The sequence below is a fragment of the Streptomyces sp. NBC_01314 genome (assembly GCF_041435215.1).
Classification (GTDB): domain Bacteria; phylum Actinomycetota; class Actinomycetes; order Streptomycetales; family Streptomycetaceae; genus Streptomyces.
Window position 1 is genome coordinate 11,063,261 of record NZ_CP108394.1, and the last position, 19,310, is coordinate 11,082,570.

The 19,310-nt window shown below is 68.7% G+C and carries 15 protein-coding genes and 2 pseudogenes; 3 read left to right on the top strand and 14 right to left on the bottom strand.

The window, feature by feature from the left end:
• Positions 1 to 9: 9 nt before the first annotated feature.
• Together OG622_RS48895 and OG622_RS48900 are read right to left on the bottom strand one after the other, a co-directional pair.
• The gene (locus OG622_RS48895; protein WP_371583857.1) at positions 10 to 555 is read right to left on the bottom strand and encodes a hypothetical protein; all 546 of its coding nucleotides are present in this window, start codon (positions 553 to 555) and stop codon (positions 10 to 12) included.
• Positions 556 to 636: 81 nt separating this feature from the next.
• Positions 637 to 1,119: a hypothetical protein gene (locus OG622_RS48900; protein WP_371583858.1), complete on the bottom strand. Its 483-nt coding sequence runs from the start codon at positions 1,117 to 1,119 to the stop codon at positions 637 to 639.
• 399 nt (positions 1,120 to 1,518) lie between these two features.
• Between OG622_RS48900 and OG622_RS48905 the strand changes: the two genes are divergently transcribed.
• Positions 1,519 to 2,013 (top strand): GNAT family N-acetyltransferase, encoded by a 495-nt coding sequence (locus OG622_RS48905; protein ID WP_371583859.1) that lies wholly within the window; start codon positions 1,519 to 1,521, stop codon positions 2,011 to 2,013.
• Between the two features lie 151 nt (positions 2,014 to 2,164).
• Positions 2,165 to 3,104 (top strand): annotated as a pseudogene (locus OG622_RS48910) (IS701 family transposase); the annotation flags it as partial.
• 246 nt (positions 3,105 to 3,350) lie between these two features.
• On the opposite strand, the gene OG622_RS48915 reads toward OG622_RS48910, so the two are convergent.
• From OG622_RS48915 to OG622_RS48940, 6 genes and pseudogenes are all read right to left on the bottom strand, one after another.
• A complete protein-coding gene (locus OG622_RS48915) occupies positions 3,351 to 4,193 on the bottom strand; it encodes a helix-turn-helix transcriptional regulator (protein ID WP_371583860.1) in 843 nt (280 codons plus the stop codon).
• Between the two features lie 133 nt (positions 4,194 to 4,326).
• Positions 4,327 to 4,509 (bottom strand): hypothetical protein, encoded by a 183-nt coding sequence (locus OG622_RS48920; RefSeq protein ID WP_371583861.1) that lies wholly within the window; start codon positions 4,507 to 4,509, stop codon positions 4,327 to 4,329.
• Between the two features lie 232 nt (positions 4,510 to 4,741).
• The gene (locus tag OG622_RS48925; protein ID WP_371583862.1) at positions 4,742 to 5,491 is read right to left on the bottom strand and encodes an SDR family oxidoreductase; all 750 of its coding nucleotides are present in this window, start codon (positions 5,489 to 5,491) and stop codon (positions 4,742 to 4,744) included.
• A gap of 805 nt (positions 5,492 to 6,296) precedes the next feature.
• Positions 6,297 to 7,280: an Lrp/AsnC family transcriptional regulator gene (locus OG622_RS48930; protein ID WP_371583863.1), complete on the bottom strand. Its 984-nt coding sequence runs from the start codon at positions 7,278 to 7,280 to the stop codon at positions 6,297 to 6,299.
• Positions 7,281 to 7,483: 203 nt separating this feature from the next.
• Positions 7,484 to 9,127 (bottom strand): MFS transporter, encoded by a 1,644-nt coding sequence (locus OG622_RS48935; protein ID WP_371583864.1) that lies wholly within the window; start codon positions 9,125 to 9,127, stop codon positions 7,484 to 7,486.
• Positions 9,128 to 9,622: 495 nt separating this feature from the next.
• Positions 9,623 to 10,805: pseudogene (locus OG622_RS48940) on the bottom strand (XdhC family protein).
• Positions 10,806 to 10,927: 122 nt separating this feature from the next.
• On the opposite strand from OG622_RS48940, the gene OG622_RS48945 reads away from it, so the two are divergent.
• Positions 10,928 to 12,592, top strand: coding sequence for an IS1182 family transposase (locus OG622_RS48945; RefSeq protein ID WP_371574493.1), 1,665 nt, complete (start codon positions 10,928 to 10,930; stop codon positions 12,590 to 12,592).
• 172 nt (positions 12,593 to 12,764) lie between these two features.
• Here OG622_RS48945 and OG622_RS48950 read toward each other — a convergent pair whose 3' ends face one another.
• The 6 genes from OG622_RS48950 to OG622_RS48975 form a co-directional block, all read right to left on the bottom strand.
• Positions 12,765 to 13,709, bottom strand: coding sequence for an alpha/beta hydrolase (locus tag OG622_RS48950; RefSeq protein ID WP_371583865.1), 945 nt, complete (start codon positions 13,707 to 13,709; stop codon positions 12,765 to 12,767).
• Between the two features lie 127 nt (positions 13,710 to 13,836).
• A complete protein-coding gene (locus OG622_RS48955; protein ID WP_371584456.1) occupies positions 13,837 to 14,427 on the bottom strand; it encodes a TetR/AcrR family transcriptional regulator in 591 nt (196 codons plus the stop codon).
• Between the two features lie 66 nt (positions 14,428 to 14,493).
• Positions 14,494 to 15,585 carry an SMP-30/gluconolactonase/LRE family protein gene (locus OG622_RS48960; RefSeq protein WP_371583866.1) on the bottom strand — a complete coding sequence of 364 codons (1,092 nt, stop codon included), beginning with the start codon at positions 15,583 to 15,585 and terminating at the stop codon, positions 14,494 to 14,496.
• A gap of 420 nt (positions 15,586 to 16,005) precedes the next feature.
• Entirely contained in the window at positions 16,006 to 17,538 is a 1,533-nt protein-coding gene (locus OG622_RS48965) for an MFS transporter (protein WP_371583867.1), read from the bottom strand.
• 219 nt (positions 17,539 to 17,757) lie between these two features.
• On the bottom strand, positions 17,758 to 17,913 hold the full coding sequence (locus tag OG622_RS48970; protein ID WP_371583868.1) for a hypothetical protein: 156 nt from the start codon (positions 17,911 to 17,913) through the stop codon (positions 17,758 to 17,760).
• A gap of 119 nt (positions 17,914 to 18,032) precedes the next feature.
• Positions 18,033 to 18,848 carry an oxidoreductase gene (locus OG622_RS48975; RefSeq protein ID WP_371583869.1) on the bottom strand — a complete coding sequence of 272 codons (816 nt, stop codon included), beginning with the start codon at positions 18,846 to 18,848 and terminating at the stop codon, positions 18,033 to 18,035.
• Between the last annotated feature and the right edge of the window lie 462 nt (positions 18,849 to 19,310).

Here is a 19,310-nt window from a genome sequence, read left to right on the forward strand (position 1 = left end):
CGTCATTGCTCATCGGAGATTAGGCAGTGGTCCGGAGCTCTTGGGGTAGCAGCCCTCTTCAAGCCGGAAAAGGTACTTCTGGAGGTCCGCGCCGAGCCCTTCAGTGATGTACGCGGCAAAGTCCCCCAGCCCCTCGGCGGCTTCCCGCTCCTCAGACCTGTCGCTCGACGACCAACTCGGCAAGAGAGACTCCAGGTACTCGGTAACCCGTCCACGGTCGCGCCACCAGTCCCGAACGGCCTCGGGTGTCCACCCGCTATCGCCGTCGCAGGCGTAGCCGCGGTACGGATCTTGCTGTGCTGCCGTCACCAGGTTCAGGACCTCGGCTGTGGTCGCCGGCTGGCGATACACGTACTCACCGAAATACTCGCCGCCATAGAGCACATGACGCGGTGCATGCAGTCGGCCCGTCCAACAGTTGTCGGCGATGCCGGTGTAGAAGGGGCCAGGAACGTTCAGCCAGAGCCGGTCCTCCCAACGCCCGCCGAAGGACGTCTCGGGTTCGCCTTCTGGTAGCGCCGCTATCGGTTCCCAGCACCGCTCTTCGTAGGTCATCCGCGAAGCTTAGGACCCGATGGGAACGATCTCTCAGCCTTCACCTTCTCGCCAGGCAGGCGAGTTTCGTCAGTGCCCTCGTTAGTCGTCGCCCACGGCGAGCAGGATCACGAAGAACTCGGCACAGGTTCCCGCGACGACGACATCGATGCCGTGCCGGGTTACGGGCGTCCACGCACGGCCATTTCCCATGGCCTCGGTGTTCGTGACCCAGCTCGCTCCCCGGCCAAGCAACTTCGCCACCCGCGCGGCGGCCCGCTCCGCGTGATCGCGGTCCCGGAGAAGGCGCCGTGAGTAGACGAGGTCGAAGGCTGACAGGTTGGTCATCAGCTCGATAGCTCGCGCCGTCTCGACGGGCTCAAGTGCTGCCTCGATCTCGCGGGCGGACACGGGGCCGACCGCGCCCGCGACGGCCTGATGCGCCCAGTCGGCCTGCGCGACCACTACGAGGTCGAAGACCTGCTCCGCGATGGTGGCCTCGGACATCGCGCCCCACCTGGCGTAGACATGAGTCGATGCAGCCAGCGAACCCAGCAACGGTGCGATTCCCTCCAAGATCTCCATCCAGGCATCCTGCCAGGGGTCACTGCTTCAGCTGGCCCTGCATTTTCCTGGCCGAAGATCGGAAACGCGGCGGAATTCAATCCTCGGATTCGGCTCCGTCCGGCATCACGGCGGAAGTCGGGCATGCCGAGACGAACGGTGGACGGTTGTGCTGCACGCTCACGCCTGGCCTCCAGCTTCTGCGCGGCGGCGGCCATGGTGGTCGTGATCGCAGCTACCTCGCCCAGCCAGTGCTGGTCCTTGGCCTCCTGGAGGCGGTCGATGAGGTTGGCGTGGATCTCCTGGAGGCGTGGCATCCAGTGCTCCAGCCGTAGATCGTTATGTGCCCTGGTCCTGGGGCTGTCTGCCACCGGCGGAAACTCAGGTGGCCTCGGCGCACGATCTGGGTAGAGTCGGGCGATGCCCGAGCTGAAGCGGCTGCATGCCGGCCACGCCCCGGCGGTCCTGGCCTTCGAGCTGGCGAACCGTACCTACTTCGCTGCCTCGATCTCCGACCGCGGCGACGACTTCTTCGACCAGTTCACCGACGGGTACGACGCCTTGCTGGCCGAGCAGGAGGCCGGCATCTGCGCCTTCTACGCGCTCGTCGCCGAGGACGGCTCGGTACTCGGCAGATTCAACCTGTACGACTTGGAGGACGGCACTGCCAGACTCGGCTACCGGGTCGCGGAGCAGGTCGCCGGCCGAGGCGTGGCGACCACGACCGTTCGGGAGCTGTGCCGGATGGCGACAGCGAGGCACGGCCTCCGCACACTGCGGGCGGCCACCTCCCACGACAACGCCGCGTCCCAGAAAGTCTTGACCAAGGCCGGGTTCGTCCCGGTTGGCCCTGCCACCCCGGCCGATCTCGGCGGCAAGTCAGGCACCTGGTACCAGTGCGACCTTCAGCCATAGACCTTGATCTTGCTCGTGGGTCGGCTGCGGGAAGGGCCGCGCCACCGCTGATCATCGGTGTGTGAAGACCAACCAATGATCTTGCGGTGACCGCAAATCACGACGTAGATCCTGCCCGCAGGCAGGAAGCGTTCGAGGTCCTGAGAGCCGGATGGCCGACCGGTTCGCCCGGGTCGAACCCCGGTGTCGGGTACGGGATCTGGCGCTGGGACTGCTGTCGGACCTGCCACGCAAAAACTGCTGGAGCATCGCCGAGTGGGCCGGAGAGGCCACCCCGGACGGGATACAGCACCTGCCCGGCCGGGCCCGAGGGGATGCCGACGCCGTGCGCGAGTACGTCCTGGACCGGGAGGACCGAAACGCGCAGGTCGCTGTCTACCTCGTCCACACGGGACTGCGCGGGTACGCGGCGGTGGGCCGGGAGCTGTACATCCCGCGCTCCTGGACGCACGACCCAGATCGCTGCCGAGCCGCGGGCCTGGACGAGGACACCGTCTTCGCCACCAAGTCGGAGCTGGCCGCCCGGATGATCGGCCGATACCTCGGTGCCGGGCACCGCGCCGGCTGGGTCGCGGCAGACAAGGTCTACGGCGGCAACCCAAAGCTGCGCTCCGCGCTGGAAGAGCACCAGGTCGGCTACGTGCTCGCCATCGCCTGCTCACATGAAGTGACCACAGGCGCGGGGAAGTTCCGCACGGATGCCCTGGCCGCGAAGGTGCCCAAGCGGGCCTGGCAGAAGCTGCCGGCCGATGCCGGGGCCAAGGGGCACTGCTTCTACTGGGGCCGTCACCGACCTGGCCGGACCCCGTCCCGGCAGCCGCCAGCCGCTGATCCGCCGCAACCGCACCGCCGGTGAACTCGCCTACTACCGCTGCTTCTCACCGGCCCCCGTGCCTTTGACCGCCCTGGTCCGCGTCGCTGGATCAAGGTGGCGGGTGGAGGAGACCTTCGAGTCCGGAAAGGGCCTGGCCGGACTCGACGAGCACCAAGTCCGCTGCTACACCTTCTGGTCCCGCTGGGTCACCCTGGCCATACTTGCTCACGCCTTCCTCGCCGTTGTCCGCGCCGACGAACACACCCGGCGCCCCGCAGCTACAGGTAGTTCGTTAAATCCGGCGGTAGAGGTCACCACCGGACACGGCATTGACCTCTACCGCCGGATTTAACGAACTACCGGTAACGCCCTCTGAGAGGTCTTCAACCTGGTCAGGACGGTATCCGTCGACCCCCAACCGTAGGGGCGTCTGTGAAACGAATCGAAACCCTCACCGAACACGTCCGCCTGAAACAGCAGCAAGGTCAATGATCAAGCTAAGAGCCCTCCCGGGTCCCGGACGTCACGGGGTGAGCTGTTGGTGTCCGATGACGGAGAGCAGTTCGAGCTTGCTGTGGCTCTCCGTGCCGGGGCGAGTGGTCAGCACCACCAGGGTCTGGGCGCGGTACTCGGTGTACAGGACCTGGACGTCGACATCGATGCGGCCGAGTTCGGGATGGAGGATGGTCTTGCAGTCGTCGTAGCTCTGTGCCACCTCCTGAAGTTCCCACATGCGGACGAACTCGGGGCTGCGTACCTGGAGTTCGGCGAGGATCTGGGCGGCTCGGGGGGTGTCGTTGCCGGCTGTCAGCGCGGCCCGCAGGCGTGCTGCCTGGGCGCGGCCGTGGCGTTCGTGGGTCTCCTCGGGAACCATCAGACGCTCGGTTGGGTCCATGAACCAGCGGTAGTAGCCGCTGCGGGCCAGACCGGTGTGGCGGGTCTGGTCGCCGAGCAGCGCGACGGCCAGCGGGTTCATCGCGAGGGTGTCGACCAGGTCGGTTTGCACCAGGGCCGGGGAGTCGTCCAGGCGGTCCAGGACCCGCATCAGCGTTGGGCAGACATGTTCAGAGGGGCGGTAGAACCGGGCCGGGGCGTTGTGGCCGATGAGGACGAAGAGATGGTCGCGTTCGTCCAGGGTCAGCCGCAGTGCCCGGGCGAGAGCCGTGGTGATCTGGACGGAGGGCTGCGGAGCACGCTGCTGTTCCAGCCGGGCGTAGTAGTCGGTGGACATGCCGGCGAGCTGCGCGACCTCCTCGCGGCGCAGCCCCTGCGTACGCCTGCGTGGGCCCTCGACCAGCCCGACGTCGCGGGGCCGCAGCGTCTCACGCCGGTGGCGCAGGAATGCCGCCAGTTCCTTCTTGTTCATGTCCCCATCCTCGCCGCATCCCGCCCGGCTATCCAGAGACCGCCGATCCATGGCTGAGCAGTCCTCTCCCGCCCGCGCGAAGCCGCTCGTACGGCCGACGCCGATAGCGCTCGCAGCGCAGACGACACGATGGTCACCTGACCTGCATGACCTGCATGACCTGCATGACCTGCATGACCTGCTGGGGAATGCGCCGACCCTCGTCGGTGCGCCGCAGGCCGCCGGTATGGAAGACGGCCTGCGGCGACGGTCCCCCGTCGAGGACACCCGACGGTTTGGGCGGGACCCGGGCCTCGTCGCCCGGCCTGGCCGACACGACGATCTCGTCGTGTGACGGGCGCTCGCGTGCCCGTCGGTGCTCAGGACGGCCCCGGTCGCCTCCAGTGCGACGACCGGGGCGAAGCCGAAGGCGCTTCCTTACCGTTCCGCGTCTTCGGTGAGGACCTCGCGAGGCGGGTCCAGCTCGCGTTCGTCCACGATGTGGCCCCACAGGGCCCGCCCGCGTGCTGTTGTTCCGCGTTTGTTCCGCGTCGGTCACTACAGGTCGGTCAGCTGCCGCTGATCATGGCGAAGACGTCGTCGTAGGAGCCGTTGGCCTGCGCGTCGCGGATGAATCTGGCGCGCTCGACGACGATCTCCTTCGCGTCGGGCTTCTCGCGCAGCAGGTCGAGGGTCTCGGTGAGGAAGTCGTCCAACGGCATGGACTGGTCGCTGTCCTGCTGGCCCAGCAGGGTCGTGCGCACGCCAGGCGGGACCACCTCGATCACCTGGACGCCGACGTCAGCGCCGGCGAGCTGGATGCGCAGGCTCTCGGAGAAGGAGTGCAGCGCGGCCTTGGTCGCGCTGTAGGTCGGGGTGCTCTGGTACGGGACGAACGCCAGCGCGGAGGTGACGTTCATGACGACCGCGTCGTCCTTGCCCACGAGCAGCGACAGGAAGGCGTACGTCATCCGGATCGTGCCGAGCAGGTTGACTGTGACGTGATCCTCGGCGACCGGGAGCTCGGCCGGGTCGAGGAGGTTCTCCCGCAGCATGATGCCGGCGTTGTTGACCAGGACGTTCAGCCCCGGGTGGCTCGCCGCCACGGTCTCGCGGGCCCGGGTGATCGAGTCGGGGTCCGCGACATCGAGGACGAGCGCGTCGATGCCCGGGTGCTCGGCCGTGATCTCGTCGAGGAGTTCCTTGCGCCGGCCAGCGACGACCACCTTGTTGCCGGCCTCGTGCAGACGCAGGGCCAGACCGAGGCCGATGCCCGAGGTTCCGCCGGTGATCAGGATTGTGTTGCCGGTCATCTTCATAAGGGTCTTGCTCCTTCGGTACGGCGGGCCGGTGAGCGCCCGCAGCCTTGACCGTATGGGCGCCCGCGCAGGGGTGGGAGAGGAAGGTTTATCCATGGATCGACGGTCTCTGGCTGGGCCATAGCAGGCGCCACAGACGGTCAGCGGCCCCAGAACGGGGCGCAGCAAGCCGCCGGTAGGAGCCCCCGATGGCCAGGATCACGGCCTGGGCGGTAGCGACGGATCAGTCGTTGGACCGCAGCACCCGCGCGGACCCGGCCGGATCCAGCGTCCGTGAGCCTCCGCGGCAGCGCTGTTCCCGCGTGCCCAACCACCGTCTTCCCGTCGGCCGCCACCGACAGCCCATGGCCCCACCCGGCACCGCCTGACCACCAGAAAGGTCTCCTGACCCCCGCACCGGATACGAACTCGTCGCTCGCATCCTTGCAGGTCAGAGGCACCTTTCTGCTGTCAGGACGTCAGCTCACCCAATTCCGCTGAATGGCCGGGGTCGGCCCAGGCAGCGGGCAACCGCGGACGGTCCTTCAGTCTTCCCTCCGGCCCGATGTTGGCGGTGGCCCGGACGACGGTCGGCACCGTGCTCCGGTTGTGCCCGTGCTGCACGGCATACGGGCATGAGCCCCTTTTGGTCGCCGATGAGGAAGCGGTCGTAGGGCTGCTGGGAAGCAACGCGGGCTGCCGGGCCGCCTGCCCTGTACCCCGAGTCGCCGAGACGAAGAAATGACGAGCGCGTCCGTCGACGGTGCAGCACCCGACCACGGGTCGCTCCGTCGGTCCGTACGCAAGGGTCCATGACGATCGGCGGTCAGCGGCTGGGCTCGTAGGTGAGTTGCTTGACATGGCGCAGCGTCAGGGCGGTTTCCACGGCCTGCACGCCGTCGAGGCCGCCGACCTTCTCGCTGAGGTATGTGTAGAGCTCGCCCGTGCTCGGGCTGGCGACGGTGGCGACGGTGGCGACGAGGTTGGCCTGGCCAGTGGTGGCGCCGGCGAAGCGGACCTCGGGGTGTTCTGCCAGCTTCCGTCCGGCGGCATCGAGTGCGGAGGGGGCGACGGTGAGCCAGAGCATCGCGCTGATGCCGTGTCCGAGGAACTCGCGGTCATGCTGCACTTTGAAGTAGAGGATGCCCGTGGAGCGCAGACGCTCCAGGCGCCGCTTGACAGCGGACTCCGATTGGCCGGTGCTGGTCTGCAGCTCGCTGAAGGTTGCCCGGCCGTCGCGCCGCAGCACGGCGAGCAGTGCCTCGTCCGCTCCTTCGAGAGCGATGGGGGCGGCTACCGGCTCGCTGTACGGGAGACGCAGTGCCGCCTCCTGGTCGGGTTCGAGCGCTCGAGTCTTGTCGAGCCAGCCGAGGGGACCGCCGCAGAAGGTGTGCAGCAGGCAGTGGGCGCTGACCGAAATGACCTGGGGCGTGCGTTGCAGGCGGTCGAAGAGCAGTTCGTCGAGGGCCTGTCGGCTGCGGGGTTTCATGGCACACAGCACTTCGGTGCCGCCGGAGATGAGATCGATGTGTGAGGTGTCGGGGCGCCGGGCCAGCGCGTTGGCGAGTTGTTCGGCCACGTCGGGAGTGCAGCGCAGCCGGACGATCCAGCTCTGGCGGCCCAGCAGGTTCTCGTCGGTCATGCCGACGATCCTTAGTCCGGCGGTGGTGCGCAGTTTGCGGAAGCGGCGGGCGATGGTCTGGTCGGACACTCCGAGGATCTCGGCGATACGGCTGAACGGCGCCCGCCCGTCCACCTGGAGCGCGTGCAGCAGCTTCAGATCAAGCGCGTCGGGCGAAGGGGACTGCATCGATGGCTCCTGTTTCGAGCGGGTGATGTTCACGTCATGTCGTACGACAGCGCTGTGTGGCTTGGTACCGGAAGGGTCCGGTACCAGGCCACAGAGCGGCGCCGCGCCCGTCCCCACGGACGGCGCAGCCGGTACAGCACAGTGGCTATCCGCTCCTGACCCGTGCCGGTACGTCGGGTGTCACCTCGGTGCGGGGCTGGCGCTCACCGCGGGGCGGCGGGTGCCTGCGGCCCGGCTGCCGTCCGAGGGTCGGCGGTGGGCAGGTCGGGGGTGCGAGGCCCTTGGACGGAGGCACCCGGGCCTGCGGCCGGTAGGCCCGACTGCTGCGGCCGGCGCAGCAGGACGAATCCCACCGCGGCTGCCAGCAGGGTCAGGGCGGCTGCGACGACCAGACAGAGCTGAAGACCGTCGACGAATGCCTGCGACAGGGCGCCGAGGACACGCGGGGTGTCCACACCCATGCGAAGCCCGCCGACCGCACTCAGTCCACCGGCGTCCGCGGCCTCGGTGACGCGCTGGACCGTCGCCCGGTCCAGCCCCGCGGCGGTGAGATGTCCGGGCAGAGCGTCCACGGCCCGAGAGGACAGCAGCGCGCCCAGGACGGCGGGGCCGAGGGCGGCGCCGAGCTGACGGAAGGCACTGTTGGCGGCAGCGGCCATACCGGCCTGGTGGAACGGCACCGAACTGACGGCGGTGGCGGTCATCGGGGTGATGACAAAAGCCATGCCCAGGCCGAGCAGGGCCAGCCGCCAGGCCAGTGAACCGAAGGACGTGTTGGCGCCGATCGGGGTCAGCGACAGCAGCGCGATCACCGCGAGCAGCAGGCCGCCGGGAATCAGCACCCGAGGAGACACCCGGTGCACCAGGCGCCCTATGGGGACACCGAGAACCAGCGGCACTATGCACACCATCAGCAGCCGCCAGGCCGATTCCAGGGTGCTGAGCTGCTGGACCATGCCGAAGTAGAGGCTGAGGGCGAAGAAGAACCCGATGAGCCCGAGGAAGCTGATCATGGCGATCAGCGCGGTGGCGGTGAAGGAGGGGCTGCGGAACAGTGTCAGGTCCAGCATCGGGCTGGAGATGCGCCGTTCCACCAGGACAAAAGCGACCGATGCGACGACGGCGATGGACAGGGCAAGCATCACCTTGGTGTCGGTGAAGGAGTCGGCGCCGCCCTCGATGACCCCGTAGACCAGAGCGGTGATGGCCAGCGCGGCGGTGAACTGGCCGGGCCAGTCCAGTCGGCGCGTGCCCGGGGCACGGGAGTCGGTGAGCAGCTTCGCCGCGACGGCCAGCGTGAGCAGCGAGGCGGGGACGGGCAGCAGGTAGATCCAGCGCCACGCGAAGTGGTCGAGGATCACGCCCGCGATGACGGAGCCGAGGGCGAGGGCGGCCATCAGGGATGTCGCCCACAGGCCGACGAACTTCCCGCGCTCGCGCGGGTCGGGGACGGCATGGCTGATCAGCGCCAGGGACGTGGGCAGCAACGCGGCCGCGCCGAGACCGGCGAAGGCCTGCCCGGCCCAGACGACCTCGATCGACTGGGCGCACAGTGCGATCAGGGCACCCAGACCACTGAAGGCCAGGCCCGCCTGGAAGACCTTCTTGCGGCCGTGCACGTCACCGAAGACGCCCGCGGTGAGGATGAGCGCGGCCATGGGCAGCACGAACGCGACGCTCACCCAGGACAGCTGCGCAGTCGATGCGTCCAGCGCCCGCTGAATGGCGGGCAGGCTCGCCGAGACGGTGCTCACCGGCAGATAGGCGACGAACACGCCGACGCAGGCCATGACGAGTGTGGGCACCCGCCGGTCCTGCGGCGCGTTCGCCGTGGTCGTGACGTTCACGAAAGACTCTCTTCCTCAAGCGGCCAGGCGCTGTGGGCGGCTGACTTCCGTCGCAACGTTTCGCCCCGCCGGTGAGCCGATGCCAGCCACGAGCGCCGGATCCCGGAAATCCGACATCCGAGCCTTCGGCCCGGAGAAAGTCCGACCGCCGGATCGTCGTCGACGGTGAGGATCACCGGTTCGGGGTCGGCGCTCCTCCTGGGCATCCGTCGCAGCATGGGCTCGTTGATGTAGCACCAGCACCGGTCCTTGCCGGACGCGAAGGACCGGATCACCGGATGGACGGTCCCGCTGAGGTGAACCGTGGCGTGTTTGTCGGGTGAGCAGTCGCATCATCCGACGTATCCGAAGGTTTGACAGAGCGGCGGGCGCAGCCGTCTGGGCCGTGCCGGAACGAGGGCCCGGGGGCGGCGCGGGCACCGGCGAAGGCGAAGGTCGCCATGATCAGTCCTTGTGTGGGAGGGGCCGTGCCGGGGGGCGTGCCCTGTCACGGCGTCAGTAGCGGGCGTTGAAGGCATGACGCTCGTCGACTGCCTTGTGACCCGGCTGGTGGATCGGGCCCGTGCCCAGGGTCAGGGACAGGCCCGTGCCCAGGGTCAGGGACAGGCCCGTGCCCTGGTTGGCGTGGGCGATGATCTCCGCGGTGATGGAGATCGCCGTCTCCTCAGGCGTGCGCGCGCCGAGGTCGAGACCGATCGGGGAGCGCAGCCGAGCCAGTCGGTCCTGCGTGACTCCCGCCTCGCGCAGGAGACGCAGGCGTTCGTCGTGCGTCCGGCGGGATCCCATCGCGCCCGCGTAACCGACGACCGGCAGATCGAGTGCCAGCCGCAGCAGGGGGATGTCGAACCTGGAGTCGTGGGTGAGGACGCAGACGGCGGTACGGGCGTCCACCTCGGTGCGTTCCAGGTAGCGATGTGGCCAGTCGACCACGACCTCGTCCGCGTGCGGGAAACGTACGGCAGTGGCGAAGACGGGGCGGGCGTCGCACACGGTGACCCGGTAGCCCAGGAAGCGGCCGGCCTGGCTGAGCGCGGTGGCGAAGTCGACCGCGCCGAAGATCAGCATGCGGGGGCGGGTCGCGGCCACGTGGACGAGGACGGAGAGCCCGGTCGGGGCAGGTGTCCGCGTCCCCGCCGAGCGAGACGAGCGCGGTGCGTCCCGCCCGCAGCTGGGCTGTGGTCCGGTCCGCCACCGCCTGGCCTGTTGACCCTGCGGCCAGCGACCCGTCGGCGGTCCAGCTGTCACCGAGAACGCTCAGGGTGGCGCCGGTCAGTTTGTCGGGGCCGTCGACGACCTGGGCCACGGCGGCGGGTCGGCCCTCGGCAACCTCGGCGAGGGCCGCGCCGAGATGCGGTCGGGTAGCCGGATCGATGCGCTGGACGAGGACGCCGAGTTCGCCGCCGCAGGTCAGGCCGACGGCGAAGGCGTCGTCGTCGGAGTAGCCGAACCAGACGCGCTGGGGTGGACCCTGGTCGTGGAGGACCTGTCGGCACAGTTCGTAGACGGCTCCCTCGACGCAGCCGCCGGAGATGCTGCCGACGGCGTTGTCGTCCTCGTCCACCGCGACCGACGTACCGACGGGCAGGGGTGCGCTTCCGGTGACGTCGACGACGGTGGCCAGGGCGAAGGGGCGTGCCTCGCGGCTCCAACGGTGCAGTGTGTCCGCGATGTTCAGCATGGGTCGTTCTCCGGGTTCGCAGTGAGGGACTCTGTCGGGAATCTTGAGGACGGGCCGTAAACGATCGTGACGTTGCGTCAGGCTCGTTGGAACGTTCTGCTCATGTTCCCCAGGAGCCCGATATGTCCCTCCGTCCTCGTCCCGGAGCCGAGATCCCGCCGCTGACCATGCGGGTCGCCCGAGCCAGCAACCCCCACGGCACCACCGCGATGTGGATCCGCGACCGCCTCGACGGCCTGTGGAACGACGAGGACTTCACCGCCTGGTACCCCCGCGACGGCCGCCCCGGACTCTCGCCTGCCCAGCTGGCCACCGTCTGCGTGCTGCAGTACGCGATGAACCTGTCCGACCGTCAGGCCGCCGAAGCGGTGCGCTGCCGCATCGACTTCAAATACGCCCTCGGACTGGAACTGGAAGACCCCGGCTTCCATCACAGCGTCCTGTCCGACTTTCGCGACCGGCTCGCCGAGGGCGACCGAGCCGACCGGCTGCTGGGCCTCGCGCTCACGCGGATCCGGCGGGCCGGCCTGCTCAAGGGGCGCGGCAAGCAGCGCACCGACTCCATCTACGTCCTGTCCGCCGCGCGGGAGTTGACCCGCCTGGAGCTGGTGTCCGAGGCGGTGCGCGCCGTCCTGGAGGATGTGGCCCGAGGCGCGCCGGAACTGCTGGATGAGCTGGTCACCGCCGAGTGGGCCGAACGCTACGGGCGGCAGGTGCGCCTGTGCTCCCAGCCCAGCCACCCCGTCGCCCGGCTCGAGCAGGTGGGCGCCGACGCCCGCGAACTGCTTCAGCGACTTGACGCCCGCTTCCCCGGCGGCGCCGTTCCGGCGCAGGCCCGGGTGCTCCGAACGATCCTGGTGCAGCACTTCCTTGTGGACGGGCGCGGACGGTTCCGGCCGCGCACCGAGCGCGATGGCCGGCCTCCTTCCCGGGTACGGATCGAGTCGCCGTATGAGACCGAGGCCCGCTGGACGCGGCGCGGCGATACCCGCTGGACCGGCTACCTCGCGCACGTGACCGAGACCTGCGACGACAAGCGGATCAACGTCATCACCGACGTGGCCACCGTCGTCTCCAGCGCGGACAGCCAGGCACTGCCCGGCATCCATGCCCGCCTCAAGCGGCTTCGCCTGCCTGGGCAGCACCTGGTCGACGGCGGCTACACCTCCGTCGCCGGCATGGACGCCGCTGCCCGCCTCCACCGCGTCACCCTGGTCGGGCCGCTTCCCTCCAGCACCTCGCCACAGCACCGGGCCGAGGATGGCTTCGGCAGGGAGAACTTTGTCATCGACTTCGACCAACGCGAGGTCACCTGCCCCAACGGGCAGGTCAGCGGCAACTGGCGGGACCTTCCGGTGGCGGAGCCGACATCGGTGGTGGTCCGGTTCGACGCCCGCCAGTGCGGCCGCTGCCCCGAGCAGGCCGCGTGCACCCCGGGCTCGTTTCGCAGCCTGTACTTCCCGACCCGTCGCATGCACGAACTCCAGGCCAAGAATCGCGCCGATCAGCAGGATGCAAACTGGCGCAGGCTCTACGGGCTGCGATCCGGGGCCGAGGGCACCATCGAGGAGTTCGCGCACGGTCATCGAGCACGCCGGTGCCGCTACCGCGGCCTGGCCAAAACGCACGTCCAGCACGTCCTGACCGCACTCGCGATCAACGTCGAGCGGCTGAGCCTCCAAGAGCCCGTCGGCCACTCCTACCGGCCCCGCCCTCCCACGGCGTTCCAGCAATACCTCGACGCACGCGGCCTGCCTCGCCCCCTGTGGTGGCGGCAAGGAAAGTGACCCCGGATCTCAAGATTCCCGACAGAGTCTCTCACTGAGGTCGACGGCAGCTACGCGCTCACCGCGGGAGGTGAGTCCGAGCACCACTTCCCGGCCTGATCCCGTTGCCGCTGTGAGGACGGAACTCCTCTCCGCGATCTGCGTGTCGGTCTGCCTTCATTTTCGGTAGGTCTCACAGCGCGCCCTTCAGCGCTCGTGCTTGTCGGCGCCAGAACTCCCGTGAGATTTCGGCTTTGGGGAACACGAGGTCGAAGCCGTGGAAGGCGCCGGGGATGACGTCGAGGTGGCAGGGGACGCCGCTGGCATTCAGTCGGCGCGCGTACTCGACGTCTTCGTCGTGGAAGAGATCTTGGGTGCCGACGCCGATCCAGGCCGGAGGAAGACCGGTGAGATCCTCGCGGCGGGCTGCGGCCGCGTATGGGGAGACGTCCGGGCCCGCGACGGAGTTGCCGAGGTAGGACGTCCAGCCGTAGCGGTTGCTCTTGGGCGTCCAGACGCGGACCTTGAGGCTCTTCAGGTCGGTTCTCGTCGTGGTGCGGTCGTCCAGCATGGGGTAGAGGAGCAGTTGGAACACGGGGCGGATCTCGGCCCGGTCATGGGCGAGCAGGGCGAGGGCGGCGGCGAGTCCGCCGCCTGCGCTGGCGCCGCCGATCGCGATGCGGTCGATGTCGATGTGCAGGTCGTCCGCGCGCTCGGCCAGTCCCCGCAGCGCGGCGTAGGCATCCTCGACCGCGGCGGGCGCGGGATGGGCCGGCCCCAGTCGGTAACGGACCGCGGCGACGGTGATGCCGAGCTCGCGGGCGAAGGCGATGTTCGTACGGTCGTCCTGCTCGGGAGCGCCGAAGATCAGCCCGCCTCCGTGGATCCAGAGCAGCGCCGGAGCCGCTGCCTTCAGGCCGGTGGGCTGGAAGACGCGAAGCGAGACGGGCGGCGCGCCCTTGGGCCCGGGCACGAGGATCTCCTGGACAGTGACGTCCGGTCCTGGATCGGTCGCGCGCCACTTCACTCTCCGCACGAGGCGCGACGACAGACGTCCGTAGGACACATTGGGGAGGAAGCGACCTCGTTTGAGATCGGGGTGGAAGGCACTCATCGGGTCCTCGTTCTTTCCCCTCATTAAGGGGGTGTGGGATCGTCTGGCCACCCGGCGGGTGGCCGGCGTCGAGAGTGACGCGGATGCGGTTGTCGAGGGAGCCGCAGACCTTGTTCGACCGGACCAGCTTCTGATCGGCGCGGATGGCGTCTCAGTTGTGCTGCTCGGCATCCAGGAGTGCGAGGGCGTTGCGGATGCCCTGTTCGAGGAGTTGGTCGGCGAGTTGCCGGTCGGTCAGGGCACGGGAGAGCTGCAGCGTCCCGGCCATCATGCCGAGGAAGCCCAGTGCCTTCAGTCGCGCCGAGGGCGGATCGTGGGGTGCCAGGCGGGCGGCGAAGCCGTCGATGAGGACGAGCGCGCCGTCGGTGTATGCCTGCCTGGTGGGATCCGTGGAGCGTGCGATCTCGTCGAGCAGGGCGGCGTTGGGGCAGCCGTCCTCCACATTGTCGCGCTGCTCAGGGGAGAAGTACCAGCGCACGATCTGTTCGAGGCCGGCGCGGCCGGGTGCCGCCTGCGCGACGATGTTCGCGTGCTGTGCGCGCATCTGGTCGGCGACCGCGGTGGCGATGAGTTCGTCCTTGGAGTCGAAGTAGGCGTAGAAGGTGCCGTTGGTCAGGCCGGCGTCCTTCATGAGCGTGGCGACCCCGGAGCCGTCGATGCCGTCCTGCTTGAGCCGGCGGCCGGCCGTCGCGATGATCCGCTGCCTTGTCTCCTGCTTGTGTTCTTTCGCGTATCGCACGATGTGTTCCTCCGTTGGGGCCGGTGGCCGGGGTTTTGCGCCCCGGCCACCGGGCTGGGTCGGGCTGGGTCAGTGTGCCGCGCCCGCGAGGAGAGCGGGGAAGTTGATCCTGGCGGTCTGCAGTTTCGCGTCGTGGGGCTCGGGGACCCCGCCGTCGGTGATGTACAGCCGGTCGCCGCGGACCGCGGTGGCGGAGGGAGAGGCGAGTCCGTCCGCGCTGGTCAGGACGGGCTTGTAGGTGCCGTTGGGGTAGATCACCACGACCCTGTCCGGACCGTTGTTCGAGGAGGAGCCGTTCTGCGCGGCGAACACCACATCGGAGCGGGGGGTCAGGAAGCTGATGTCGTCGATGTTGGGCAGGCCGCCGGTGACCTGGCGGATGGGACCGGCCGCGCCGGCGCCGGTGACCGGGATCCGCAGCAGGGTGCCCTTGTTGAAGTTGGTGGCCCACAGGGCGCCGTTGTGGAACCGGAGTCCGTTGGCGCCGATCGGCAGGGCTTCGGTCGGCACCGGCGCGAGAGCGGCATCGGTCAGCCACGGGGTCACCGATCCGCCCGAGACGGGAACGGACCAGATGGTGCCCTTCAGGCTGTCCGCGATGTAGAGGGTGCGTCCGGCCGCGTCGATGGCCAGTCCGTTGGGGCCGGAGTCGGCGGGCAGGGCGGCGATGCGCTGCGGGGTGCCGTCCGCGAGCAGCTTGTACACGCCGTTGCGGTCCGCGTTGCCCGGGGCCCACACGCTGTAGTAGACGGTGCCGTCACTGCCGCGGGTGTTGCCGCTGATCGCTTCACCCACCTGTCCGGTGGCGAGCACCGTGCGCTGTCCGGACGGGGTAATGCGCATCAGCTGCGGCCCGTGGGTGCGCTCGCACACCGCGCAGCTGCCGAGCATGGACAGGGTCACTGTGCCGTCGGGGTTGGCGGTGATGTTCTCGGGGATCTCGCCGGCGGCGTAGTCGAACGTCGCCTCGGTCGTCACGTCGGTGACAACAGATCCGCCGCGGTACGAGGGTCCCGTTCCCGCGGATGCGGACGGCGCCGAGACCAGGACGGCCGCCGTCGCGGTGACCGCCAGCGCGATGACGCCGTTCCTCTTCACCTTCCCGAAACGCCGGGTGCTCGATGCACTGCGCCGGACCGTGTCCTGGTACTGCTGCTGCATGACTCTCCTCGGTACTCAACGGTTGTCTGGAATGTCAGGGGCATCTGGAATGTCAGGGGCACCTGGGGTTCTGGTGGGCAGGTGGTTGCTCTTGCGGATCTGCCTGTCGAACGTTGCGGCGGGGGCGGGCCGTGGTCAGGCGTGAGGCCGGCGGGCCGACGGTGTAGCGCCGTTTCGGTTCGTGTGGGTGGCCGCGGTGACGACCACTTTGGTGACGACGGCGGGGTCCTCGCCGTCCTGCACCGCATCCGCTGTCGCCTCGTCGAAGGCGCGCCGTCGCTTTCGGGCGGGTTCGGGTACGCGACAGGTGGGCGTCAGTTCGGCATCCGGTAATGCTTGCGGGCGATGCGGTCGAAGATCCGGGCCGGAAGGATGCGATCGCCGTACCCGAGGTACCGGGCTTAGCCGGTGTACGGGCCGTCAGTGGGCGATCACGGGGATCTTCATCTGGTCCTCGGCACCCTCGCCGGAGGCCGGACCGACTTCCGGCTTGCCGGTATTGATGAAGGTGACGGCGATCGTCGCGGCGAGCACGAGGATGCCGACGGCGAACCAGATCGCGTTGGTGTACCCGTGCACCTGGCCCTCCAGCTGGACCAGCTGCTGCTGAGCCTGGGAACCGGCGCCGCCGATGTGGTCCTTGATGTACGCGGTCGTCGCCGAGGCGGCGATCGTGTTCAGCAGGGCCGTACCGATCGCGCCGCCCACCTGCTGCGAGGTGTTGACCATCGCGGAGGCGACACCGGAGTCACGCGGCTCGACACCGTGCGTGGACAAGGAGAGGGCGGGCATGAACGCCGTACCCATGCCGAGGCCGAGCAGCACCAGCCCCGGCAGGATGACACTGGCGTACGAGGTGCCGATCTCCAGCTGGGTGAGGAACAGCATGCCGGTCCCGGCGACCAGGAAGCCCGGAGCCATCAGCAGGCGCGGGGGAACCCGGGTCAACAGGCGGGTGCCGATCTGCGTAGAGCCCACCATCAGGCCGCCGATCAACGGCAGGAAGGCGAAGCCGGTCTTGACCGGCGAGTAGCCCAGCACGAGCTGCAGGTAGTAGGTCAGGAAGAGGAACAGGCCGAACAACGCGATGATCGCAAGGCCGAGGGAGATGTAGACGCCTCCGCGGTTGCGCTCGGTGATGACGCGCAGCGGCAGCAGCGGGGCCTTGACCCTGGACTCGGTAAGGACGAACGCTGCGAGCAGCACGACCGACGCGACGAACAGGCCGACGGTCGTGGAGTCGCCCCAGCCGTCGGACTCGGCGCGGGTGAAGGCGTAGACCAGCGTGACCAGACCGAGGATGGACAGGACGACGCCCGGGATGTCGAGCGGCGAACGGTTGCGGCTGCCGGCCGGCTCACGGATGACGAAGTACGCGCCCACGGCCGCGATGACCGCGAACGGGATGTTCACGAAGAACGTCCAGCGCCAGTCGAGGTACTCGGTGAGCACGCCGCCGAGGATGAAGCCCACGGCGCCGCCGCCACCGGCGATCGCACCGTAGATGCCGAACGCCTTGGCGCGCTCCTTGGGCTCCGTGAACATCACGGCGAGCAGCGAGAGCGCGGCGGGCGCGAGCAGCGCGCCGAACGCACCCTGCAGGGCGCGGGCGCCGAGCATCATCGCCTCGTTGGTGGCCGCGCCGCCGAGGGCGGAGGCGGCGGCGAAGCCGACCAGACCGGCGACGAAGGTGCGCTTGCGGCCCCACAGGTCGGCGATGCGGCCGCCGAAGAGCAGCAGACCGCCGAAGGCGAGGGCGTAGGCCGTGATGACCCACTGACGGTTGCCGTCGGATATGCCCAGGTCCTGCTGGGCGGAGGGCAGGGCGATGTTCACGATGGTGGCGTCCAGCACGACCATCAGCTGGGCGAGCGCGATGAAGCTGAGCGCTTTCCAGCGGTTGGCATGGGAGTCGGCTGCCGACTTGGCGGTGGCCTGAGCTGTTTCAGACATGGGGATATCCACTTCGGGACTTCGTGGCGAAAGACGATGAGAGAAGTTCAGAGAGACAAAGCTGGAGATGAAGATCGAGACGTCGGGACATCGAGACAGGGACTGGGACGGCTCGTCATCGTCGACCGCCGAAAACGTTGTACGAGGTGGTTACTGTTGCGACTACTGACCGGCGCCGAGCGCCGAACTAATCGATATCGATCTGACCGACCGGATCAGTCACGCTCGTCGCATGTCCTCCACGGTCACGGCCGATCCGGGCAGTCCGGAGCGGGCGGGTGCGCGTGCGACGAACAGATCGGGGTGGTCCTGGTCAAAGTTCTTCGCGAGCATCGGACGCAGGGCGCCGACCGGCTCGTCCGCCGCCATGTGCACGAAGCCGCTCAGTGGCGGGTCATGCCGTCCCTGGCGGCGTCCACGGGCTACTCGCCTCCACCCACCTCGGGGCAGTCCAAAGCCTCCACCGATATCGGAGCGGTTCGCTGTCTGAGATCTCAGCCGGCGAGCTTGTTGCTCTTGCGGATCTGTCCGTCGAAGACCCCGGCGGGGAGGATACGGTGCGCCGCGCTGACGAGCCGGGCTTGCCGGCCTGCGGTGTACCGCACCTTCGGCTTGGAGTCCATGGCGGCCGCGACGATCGCTTTCGCGACGACGTCGGGATCGTCGCCCTCCTCGTTGACCGCCACCGCCACCTGGTCGGCGATGCGCCGCTGCTCCGCGTAGATCCGCATGGGCATGTCGGGTGCGACGGTGTTCGCCTCGAACGCGGATTTGGTACCGCCCGGCTGGACGATGAGGGCCCGGACCCCGTGTTCGCGGATCTCGTGGTCCAGGGACTCGGTGTATCCCTCGAGCGCGTGCTTGGACGCTGAGTAGTTGGCCATGTAGGGCGCGGGGAGGAACCCGAGGACGGACGAGATGTTGATGATGCGCCCGCTTCCCTGGGCGCGCATGTGCGGGAGAACGGCCTTGGTCATGCGCATCACACCGAAGACGTTGATGTTGAAGAGGCGCTGGGACTGGGCGAGGGAGTTCTCCTCGTCGGCGCCCGAGGAGCCGATGCCGGCGTTGTTGACCAGGACGTCGATCCGCCCGAACCTCTCGATCACCTGCTCGACCGCGGCGGCGACCGAATCGTCGCTGCCCACGTCGAGGGCGAGGAACGTCACGCCATCGTGACGGTCGGCTCCCGACGTTTTCCGGCTTGTTCCCACCGTCTCGAAACCCGCTGCGGCGAGCGCGAGGGCGGCCGCCTTTCCGATACCGGTGGACGCACCTGTCACGAGTGCCACCGGCTGAGTTGTCGCCATCACGAGCTCCCTTGGGTTTGGAGTACGTCCGTATGTCTTACGGTCGTATGTCTTACGTTCGTACGACCATATGGGGGTCGTCGGTCGATGGCAAGTGGTCGCGTCCGCTGATTCGAGAAGGATGCGGGAAACGTGGGGTGCGGTACGGGAAAGACCACGAGCAGACGACGAGCCGGAACCGCCGGCTGACGTCTGCGCACTCGCCGCCGGCGCCAGGCGCAGGAAACGCGCGGGAATGCTCCTGGGAACCCGAACTCGAAGCCGCCCAGGGCGTCACGCACCGCTGAGCCGGCGACCGCACCAGCGGCCCCGCTTAATCCGCTTCATTCGCGAAGGTCTGTGCCGCGCCGACGGCAGCGCGGCCTATCTCCTTCTTCGGCTCCCCGGACCATCGGCGGCGAACGCGTCTCGTCTACGGAGGGTGCGCCTGAGGAAATCCCCGGCGACTTCGCCCGACTGAGC

Bases quoted from the DNA above. Each gene is read 5' to 3' on its own strand.
- OG622_RS48895 (WP_371583857.1), bottom strand. From the start codon at position 555: ATGACCTACGAAGAGCGGTGCTGGGAACCGATAGCGGCGCTACCAGAA.
- OG622_RS48900 (WP_371583858.1), bottom strand. From the start codon at position 1,119: ATGGAGATCTTGGAGGGAATCGCACCGTTGCTGGGTTCGCTGGCTGCA.
- OG622_RS48905 (WP_371583859.1), top strand. From the start codon at position 1,519: ATGCCCGAGCTGAAGCGGCTGCATGCCGGCCACGCCCCGGCGGTCCTG.
- OG622_RS48915 (WP_371583860.1), bottom strand. From the start codon at position 4,193: ATGAACAAGAAGGAACTGGCGGCATTCCTGCGCCACCGGCGTGAGACG.
- OG622_RS48925 (WP_371583862.1), bottom strand. From the start codon at position 5,491: ATGAAGATGACCGGCAACACAATCCTGATCACCGGCGGAACCTCGGGC.
- OG622_RS48930 (WP_371583863.1), bottom strand. From the start codon at position 7,280: ATGCAGTCCCCTTCGCCCGACGCGCTTGATCTGAAGCTGCTGCACGCG.
- OG622_RS48945 (WP_371574493.1), top strand. From the start codon at position 10,928: ATGTCCCTCCGTCCTCGTCCCGGAGCCGAGATCCCGCCGCTGACCATG.
- OG622_RS48950 (WP_371583865.1), bottom strand. From the start codon at position 13,709: ATGAGGGGAAAGAACGAGGACCCGATGAGTGCCTTCCACCCCGATCTC.
- OG622_RS48960 (WP_371583866.1), bottom strand. From the start codon at position 15,585: ATGCAGCAGCAGTACCAGGACACGGTCCGGCGCAGTGCATCGAGCACC.
- OG622_RS48965 (WP_371583867.1), bottom strand. From the start codon at position 17,538: ATGTCTGAAACAGCTCAGGCCACCGCCAAGTCGGCAGCCGACTCCCAT.
- OG622_RS48975 (WP_371583869.1), bottom strand. From the start codon at position 18,848: ATGGCGACAACTCAGCCGGTGGCACTCGTGACAGGTGCGTCCACCGGT.